This window comes from Streptomyces sp. SID1328, from assembly GCF_009865595.1.
Classification (GTDB): domain Bacteria; phylum Actinomycetota; class Actinomycetes; order Streptomycetales; family Streptomycetaceae; genus Streptomyces; species Streptomyces griseoluteus.
In genome coordinates, this window is sequence record NZ_WWKH01000642.1 from 1 (window position 1) to 7,778 (window position 7,778).

Annotated in this window: 7 protein-coding genes; 3 read left to right on the top strand and 4 right to left on the bottom strand. The window is 73.0% G+C overall.

The genetic code is table 11. The features are described 5' to 3' along the window. From efeB to GT030_RS20860, 3 genes are all read left to right on the top strand, one after another. Positions 1–1,155, top strand: a 1,155-nt coding sequence (efeB, locus tag GT030_RS20850; RefSeq protein WP_161202401.1) for an iron uptake transporter deferrochelatase/peroxidase subunit, incomplete at its 5' end; no start/stop codon positions are given. Positions 1,156–1,158: 3 nt separating this feature from the next. Further along, complete coding sequence (gene efeU / locus GT030_RS20855) at positions 1,159–2,001, top strand: iron uptake transporter permease EfeU (protein ID WP_161202402.1); 843 nt, start codon at positions 1,159–1,161, stop codon at positions 1,999–2,001. A gap of 77 nt (positions 2,002–2,078) precedes the next feature. Beyond that, the gene (locus GT030_RS20860; RefSeq protein WP_161202403.1) at positions 2,079–3,044 is read left to right on the top strand and encodes a hypothetical protein; all 966 of its coding nucleotides are present in this window, start codon (positions 2,079–2,081) and stop codon (positions 3,042–3,044) included. Between the two features lie 27 nt (positions 3,045–3,071). On the opposite strand, the gene GT030_RS20865 is transcribed toward GT030_RS20860, so the two are convergent. From GT030_RS20865 to GT030_RS20880, 4 genes are all read right to left on the bottom strand, one after another. After that, positions 3,072–3,815 carry a bifunctional DNA primase/polymerase gene (locus GT030_RS20865; RefSeq protein ID WP_161202404.1) on the bottom strand — a complete coding sequence of 248 codons (744 nt, stop codon included), beginning with the start codon at positions 3,813–3,815 and terminating at the stop codon, positions 3,072–3,074. A gap of 167 nt (positions 3,816–3,982) precedes the next feature. After that, positions 3,983–4,975, bottom strand: coding sequence for a small ribosomal subunit Rsm22 family protein (locus GT030_RS20870; protein ID WP_161202405.1), 993 nt, complete (start codon positions 4,973–4,975; stop codon positions 3,983–3,985). A 30-nt stretch (positions 4,976–5,005) separates the two neighbouring features. Further along, entirely contained in the window at positions 5,006–6,181 is a 1,176-nt protein-coding gene (locus GT030_RS20875; protein WP_161202406.1) for a serine hydrolase domain-containing protein, read from the bottom strand. After that, complete coding sequence (locus GT030_RS20880; protein WP_237522717.1) at positions 6,133–7,419, bottom strand: multidrug effflux MFS transporter; 1,287 nt, start codon at positions 7,417–7,419, stop codon at positions 6,133–6,135. Before GT030_RS20880 ends, GT030_RS20875 begins: the two co-directional genes overlap by 49 nt. Positions 7,420–7,778: the final 359 nt, after the last annotated feature.

The window sequence follows — 7,778 nt, forward strand, 5'->3', positions numbered from 1 at the left end:
GCACTGTCCCACGACGGCCCGGCCCCGGCGCCGGCGGGCGCGGGCGGTGCCGTGGAGTTCCACGGCCCCCACCAGGCGGGCATCGCCACCCCGGTGCAGGACCGGCTGCACTTCGCCGCGTTCGACGTGAAGACGGAGGACCGCGCGGAGTTCGTCCAGTTGCTCAAGGACTGGACGGCCGCGGCCCGGCTGATGACGGCCGGGAAGCCGGTCGGCGAGGGCGCGTACGGCGGGCTCGCCGAGGCCCCGCCGGACGACACCGGCGAGGCGCTGGGCCTGAGCCCCTCCCGGCTGACCCTCACCGTGGGCTTCGGGCCCTCCCTCTTCGAGCGGTTCGGCCTGGCCGACCGGCGCCCGGCCGCGCTCGCGGACCTGCCGAAGTTCCCCGGCGACAACCTGGACAAGTCCCGCACCGGGGGCGACCTCTGTGTGCAGGCGTGCGCGGACGATCCGCAGGTGGCGGTGCACGCCATCCGCAATCTGGCCCGCGTCGGCTTCGGCAAGGTCGCGGTGCGCTGGTCCCAGTTGGGGTTCGGCAAGACCTCCTCGACCACGCCGGACGCCCAGACCCCGCGCAACCTGATGGGCTTCAAGGACGGCACCCGCAACATCGCCGGCACCGAGACCGCCCGGCTGGACAAGCACGTCTGGGTGTCCGCGTCGGACGGCGACGCCAAGTCGGCCTGGATGACCGGGGGTTCGTATCTGGTCGCGCGGCGCATCCGGATGAACATCGAGACCTGGGACCGTGCTTCGCTCCAGGAGCAGGAGGACGTGTTCGGCCGGGACAAGGGCGAGGGGGCGCCGGTCGGGAAGGCGAAGGAGCACGACGCGCCGTTCCTGAAGGCGATGAAGCCCGACGCCCATGTGCGCCTGGCCCACCCCGACTCCAACGACGGGATCACCATCCTGCGCCGGGGCTACTCCTTCACCGACGGCACGGACGGGCTCGGCCGCCTGGACGCGGGCCTGTTCTTCCTGGCCTACCAGCGTGACGTGCGCGAGGGGTTCATCCCGCTCCAGCGGCGGCTCTCCGCGCACGACGCGCTCAACGAGTACATCCAGCACGTGGGTTCGGCGGTCTTCGCGGTCCCGCCCGGTGTCCGTGACTCCCACGACTGGTGGGGTCGGGCGCTGTTCTCCAAGGAGGCGTAGTCCGTGTTCTCCAACTATCTGATCGGTCTGCGCGAGGGTCTCGAGGCGTCGCTCGTCGTCTGCATCCTGATCGCCTACCTGGTCAAGACCGGCCGCCGGGAGGCGTTGAAGCCGATCTGGACCGGTATCGCCATCGCGGTCGCGCTCGCGCTGGGCTTCGGCTTCGCGCTCGAATTCGGCTCGCAGGAGCTGACGTTCCAGGCGCAGGAGGCGCTGGGCGGCTCGCTGTCCATCGTCGCGGTGGGCCTGGTGACGTGGATGGTGTTCTGGATGCGGCGCACCGCCCGGCACCTCAAGTCGGAGCTGCACGGCCGGCTCGACGCCGCCCTCGCCATGGGTACGGGCGCGCTGGTCGCCACCGCGTTCCTCGCGGTGGGCCGGGAGGGGCTGGAGACCGCGCTGTTCGTCTGGGCGTCGGTGCACGCGGCGAGCGACGGCACTCCGCGCCCGCTGATCGGCGTCGCCCTCGGTATCGCCACGGCGGTGCTGCTGGGGTGGCTGTTCTACCGCGGCGCGCTGCGCATCAACCTGGCGAAGTTCTTCACCTGGACCGGCGGGATGCTGGTCGTGGTCGCGGCGGGTGTCCTCGCGTACGGCGTCCACGACCTCCAGGAGGCGGGCTGGGTGCCGGGGCTGACGAACCTGGCCTTCGACATCAGTGACACGATTCCGCCGGACAGTTGGTACGGGACGCTGCTGAAGGGTGTCCTCAACTTCCAGCCCGACCCCACGGTGGTCCAGCTCACGGTGTGGCTGCTGTATCTGGTGCCGGTGCTGACGTTGTTCCTGCTCCCCTCCCGTGCCCCCGTCCGTACGGCCGGGACTGCGGCGAGCGCGGTGAAGTAGGCGGCCCCTCGGGGGGCCTGGCGCTCCTCCCCTCCCGGTAGGGTTCGCCTCCGGGAAGGGGAAGGTGACGTCGCCTGATGAGCAGGGATCGCAGCGGTCGTGGGCCTCGCGGCCGGAACCGGAGGGTACGCATAGCGGCCTCACTGGCCGCCTGCGCGCTGATGACCAGCGGGTGTGTCGTGGTGCACGGCGAGCGGGAGGTGCTGCCCGCGGCGAGCCGTGCGGAGGCCGCTCGCGCTCTGGCCCGGTTCACGGACGCGTACAACAAGGCCGACCGGGCCTACGACTCCTCGCTCGACGCCGGGTATGTCACCGGGGCGTTCGGCGCGATCGACTCCGCGCGCTTGAAGGCGGGGCACGCGAACAATCCGGGCGGGAACTCCCGGCACACTCCGCTGACCCTGACCGACGCCAGGTTCACCATTCCGGCGAAGGCCGGCTGGCCCCGGTGGTTCGTCGTGGACGCCAAGGGCAACAAGGGGGGTTCCGCGCGGTGGTTGATGGTGTTCGTGCGGAATGGTCTCGGCGAGTCGTGGCGGGTGGCGTATCTGACGCTGGTCCCTGCCGGGCAGGTGCCGAAGTTCCGGGTGGGGGCGGACGGCTGGGCCGAGGCCGTACCGGCCGCTGACCTGAGTTCGCGGTACGCGGCCTACCTGCGGGACGGGGGCAGGACGTTCGCCGACGGCCCGAGTACGAGCGGCTGGCGCGCCATCCGTGCGCAACAGGCCCGCAAGCCGGGCCTGGTACGCCAGTACATCGACGAGCCACTGACCCGCGACGCCTTCGCCCCCCTGGCCCTCCGTACGGCGGACGGAGGCACGCTCGTCTTCTTCGCCTCCCACCACTACGAGAAACGCACGGCCGCCGCCGGTACGTCCGTCGCCGTACCCAACCGCGACGTCCAGGCCCTCACCAAGGGCGAGGTGAAACAGTCCCTGACGCTCGAGTTCGTCGCCAACCAGGCAGCGGTGGACCCCGCGGGCGGGGGGCCGGTGTCGGTGGTGGGACGGGTACAGGGGCTGACTGCCGCGCAGGGCGAGTAGCGCCGGTCCGGCGGCAGGCCGCAGTGTTCAGTGGCGGGACGGCCAGGGTGTGGCGGCGTGGTGGTCGGGTTCCGTGCCGGCGTGGCGGGCGCAGGCGTCCGTCAGGGATTCCAGCAGGGTGAGGGGCTCGGGGAGGGCGTGTTCCGGGCCCCGGACCCAGCGGACGCCACGCGTCGGGGCGCCGGGGAGGCGGGCCGGGGGGACCAGGACGTACGAGCCCCGGCAGTGCCAGCGGAGGCCGGGGTGTTCGTCCATCGTCTCGGGGTGGCAGTCCAGCTCACAGGGCCACCACTCGTCCTCGTCCTCGGGCGTGCCCCGGGTCTGGGTGAAGAAGAGCATGCGCCCGTCGTCGCTCTCGGCGACCGGCCCGACCTCCACCCCTTCTCCGAGCAGCCGATCGAGGGCAGCCCGCCCGGCGTCCAGCGGGACATCGAGCACATCGTGGGTCATGCCGGTCGCGGTGATGAAGTTGGCCTCGGGCTGATCACGCGCCCAGCGCTCGATCTGCGCACGATCGGTGGTCGACTGGGTCTGCCAGGCGAAGGACACCGGATGCCGGGCGGGAGTGGGACAGCCGACGCGGTCACAGGAACACCCGTACCCCGGCGCGGGATACGCGGCAGGCGCCAACGGCAACCCGGCACCGGCGGTGGCGACCAGCATCGCCTCACGGCCACCGTCGTCGGCGGTCTCGTCCTTGGGACGCCGTCCACGCAGCCACTGGGAGATCCTGCCCTGCCGGCCGGACCGGCCGCCGAACGTCGCGCTCATCTGTCCCCTCGCCTCGCTGTGGTGCGGACAGCTTGCCTCATCGTCCCATCATCCTGCGCCACCGAGAGACAGAGCACGAATATGAAGGAACCTGGGGAGACATACCTCACAATGAAGGGGTATGCGCGATTTTTCCCTCTCTTTGCCAGGGAAAGCCGTTCCGAGAGCTAGTCGTCCCCCGGCGGCGGCCAGGCATCGCCCCACTCGGCGTCTCGGGCGGCCCTGTACAGGTCACCGTGCCGCTTGGTGACGGTCGTCCGCCGCAGTCGCTCGTCCGCCTCACACAGATCGAGCAGCACCTGGCCCTTACGGATCTGCGGCCGCCGCACGATACGCGCGGGGGCCGGCTCCGCCGGCAGCCGCGTCGCGGCGACGTAGCTGAACTTCTCGTCCTCGTACGCCAGCGAACCGCCCTTGACCTGCCGGTGCAGCGAGGAGCGGCTGACCCGCGCCGCGAAGTGGCACCAGTCCGTACCCGGCACGATCGGGCACGCCGCGCTGTGCGGACACGGCGCGGCGACCCGGAATCCGGCCGCGGTCAGCCGGCCGCGGGCCTCGATGATCCGCTCGTACCCCGCCGGGGTCCCGGCCTCCACGATGACGACGGACCGCGCGGCAGCGGCGGCCGCGTCGACGAGGGCCGCACGGTCCGGCTCGGACAGTTCGTTGAGGACGTACGACACGGTGACCAGGTCGGTCTCCGGCACCTCCAGCGCCGCCCCGATCCGGGCCCGCCGCCACTGGGCACCGCGCAGCGCGGGGTGCGAACCGGCGATCTCCCGCCCGAGGGCGAGCGCGGGCTCGGCCCAGTCCAGCACGGTGACCGGGCGCTCCCCGTCCCAGGTGGCGGCCACGGCCCAGGTCGCGGCGCCGGTCCCGCCCCCGATGTCCACATGGCTGCCCGGCACCCACTGTGGCACCGCGTCCGCGAACGCCTCCAACGCCGCCCGCACCGCCTCGAACGTCGCCGGCATCCGGTAGGCGGCGTAGGCCGCCACATCGGCCCGGTCCCGCAGAATCGGCGCGTTCGTCGGGGTGTCCCCCCGGTAATTGCTGATGAGGCGCTCAACGGCGGAAGCCGCCTGCCGGGGCGGCAACCCGTCCAGCACCCCGGCGAGGGTGGAGCGGAGCGTATCGGCGGCGGAGGCGGGGGCGTTCACCCGACGATTCTCTCAGGTGCGCGAAGGCCACTACGCGTCCCGTACCGCCTTCGCCAGGCGGGAGGCCAGGGCCGCTCGGGGGTGGCTGTCGGGGGGCCGGCGGACCGGGTGGACCGTGTTGGCCAGGAGGACGAGGAAGGTGTCCGTCGACGGGTCGAGGACGAGGGACGTACCCGTGAACCCCGTGTGGCCGGCTGCGCCGTGGCCCGAGAGGGTGCCCATGAACCAGGGCTCGTCGAGGGCGAAGCCGAGGCCGGGTGGGGCGAGGAGGAGTTCGACGAAGTCGGGGCCGAGGACGCGGGCGGGCCCGTACGCGCCGCCCGCGAGGAGGGCGCGGCAGAAGACGGCGAGGTCGGGGCCGGTGGAGAAGAGTCCCGCGTGGCCCGCGATTCCGCCCAGCGCCCAGGCATTCTCGTCGTGGACGACACCCCGCAGCATCCCCCGGTCCGCCTTGGCCCAGGGCCGCCGCTGGTCCTCGGTGGCCGCGGCGTCGGGGCGGGGCCCGAAGGAGGTCGCCGTCATGCCCAGCGGGCGGGTGATGCCGTCGGCGATCAGCACGTCCAGGGTCCGCCCGGTGATCCGCTCCAGCACGAACTGCAGGAGCAGCATGCCGAGGTCGGAGTACAGGTACTCCCCCGGCTTCGACGTCGGCGGCTCCGCGCGGAGCCGGGCCAGGCGGGCGGTGAGGTCCGGGTACTCGTACAGCGGGAGCTCGGGCGCGAGCCCAGCGGTGTGGGTGAGCAACTGCCGTACGGTGACGCCGTGTTCGGCCGCCCCCGTGAACTCCGGCAGATACGCGCCCACGCGGGCGTCGATCCCGAGGGTGCCCCGCTCTATCTGCTGGAGCGCCGCGACGGACGTGAACAGCTTGGTGAGCGAGGCGAGGTCGAAGGGGGTGTCCAGGGTGACCGGCACCCGCCGGGCGGGCGGCAGTTCGACACCGGTGGCGGACTTCGGGTCCCAGGCGGCGTACCGCACGGCCCACCCCGACGCCTCGGCGACCGCGATCACCGGCCCGCGCCCGGCCACCGCGACGGCCCCGGCCGCCCAGGGGTGCGCCCCGGCGGTGAGGGCGTGCAGGTCGTCGGTGAGGCGGGCCATCCCCGCGGGGTCCAGCCCGGCCCGCTCGGGGGTGCCGGGACGGAGTCTCGGTGCGCTCAGTGGTCCACTCCCTCCGGGCCCGCGCCCGCCTTCCAGGGACGGCACAGTCCCATGAAGCAGACGCCCGCGACCAGCGCGGCAGCCAACTGGACGACGGCCATCGGGACGGCGGTGCGCTCCCCGGCGATCCCGACGAGCGGGGAGGCGACCGCGCCGATGAGGAAGGAGGTCGTCCCGAGCAGCGCGGAGGCGGAACCGGCGGCGTGCCGGGTGCGCAGCAGGGCGAGCGCCTGGGTGTTGGGCATGGTGAAGCCCATCGCCGACATCAGCACGAACAGCGCGGCGGCGACGGGCGCGAGCCCGACCTCGCCGAACACGCCGGTGGCCATGAGCAGCAGCGCGGTCGCGGCCAGCACGATCACCGCGAGGCCGCAGGCGAGCACCCGGTCCAGCCGGACCCGGCCCACCAGCAGCTTGCCGTTGATCTGCCCCGCGACGACCAGGCCGACCGAGTTGAGCCCGAACAGCAGGCTGAAGGTCTGCGGGGAGGCGCCGTAGACCTCCTGGACGACGAACGGGGACGCCGAGACGTACGCGAACAGCGCGGCGAAGGCGAAGCCGCCCGCGAGGAGGTAGCCGGTGAAGGGCAGGTCGGCGAGGAGGCCGCGCATGGTGCGCAGGGACTCCTTCACCCCGCCCCGGTGCCGTTCGGCGGGCGGCAGTGTCTCGGGCAGCCGCAGCCAGACCAGCGCGGTGAGCACGGCCCCGATGCCGGTGAGGACGAGGAACACGCCCCGCCAGTCGGTCACCCGGAGGATCTGCCCGCCGATCAGCGGGGCGACGATCGGGGCGACCCCGGATATCAGCATCAGGGTGGAGAAGAAGCGGGCCATGGCGACGCCGTCGTACAGGTCGCGTACGACGGCCCGCGCGATGACGATTCCGGCCGCGCCCGCGAGGCCCTGCGCCAGCCGGAAGGCGACCAGCGTCTCGACGGTGGGCGCGAACGCGCACAGGGCGGTCACGACGAGGTACACCGCGAGTCCGGTGAGCAGCGGGCGGCGGCGCCCCCACCGGTCGCTCATCGGGCCGACGACCAGTTGCCCGAGCGCCATCCCGGCCAGACAGGCGGTGAGGGTGAGCTGCACGGTGGCGGCGGGCGCGTGCAGGGTCCGGGTGACCTCCGGCAGCGAGGGCAGGTACATGTCCATCGCCAGCGGTGTGGTGGCGGTGAGTGCCCCGAGCATGAAGGTGACGAGCACCCCGCGCGGCCGCTCCGCCACTCCGGCCGCCCCTTGAACGGCCTCCACCCCCAGAGCCGTCACGACATCCCGCTCACCCATACAACCCCTCCCAGCCAGAACCCCGGACAACGCCCACCATGGTCTCAGCTCCCAGAGGGTGGGGGGACGCGTGTACGAAGGTCTCCGACGGTTCGCCCGAGCGTGCCCGGTACGGTCACCCGACGCACGACCCGCCCGGACGACGGGCTTAGACGGAAGCGTCAGGCGGTCGCGGTGGCGGTGGCGGTCGCGGTGGCGGTGGCGCGAGCGGACCGGCGTCGGATCGCCGCCCCGGAGGCGGGGAGAGGCGTCAGCGGCGGTGGCGGCCGCCCTGCGGGGAAGCGGTTTCCGTCGGGTTCTCCGGCGCCGGGGCACGGCGGCGGCCGCCCTGCGGGGGCACCGTCTCGGCGGAGGTGTCC

Coding starts and splice junctions, on each gene's coding strand:
- GT030_RS20860 (WP_161202403.1), top strand. CDS start 2,079: ATGAGCAGGGATCGCAGCGGTCGTGGGCCTCGCGGCCGGAACCGGAGG.
- GT030_RS20865 (WP_161202404.1), bottom strand. CDS start 3,815: ATGAGCGCGACGTTCGGCGGCCGGTCCGGCCGGCAGGGCAGGATCTCC.
- GT030_RS20880 (WP_237522717.1), bottom strand. CDS start 7,419: ATGGGTGAGCGGGATGTCGTGACGGCTCTGGGGGTGGAGGCCGTTCAA.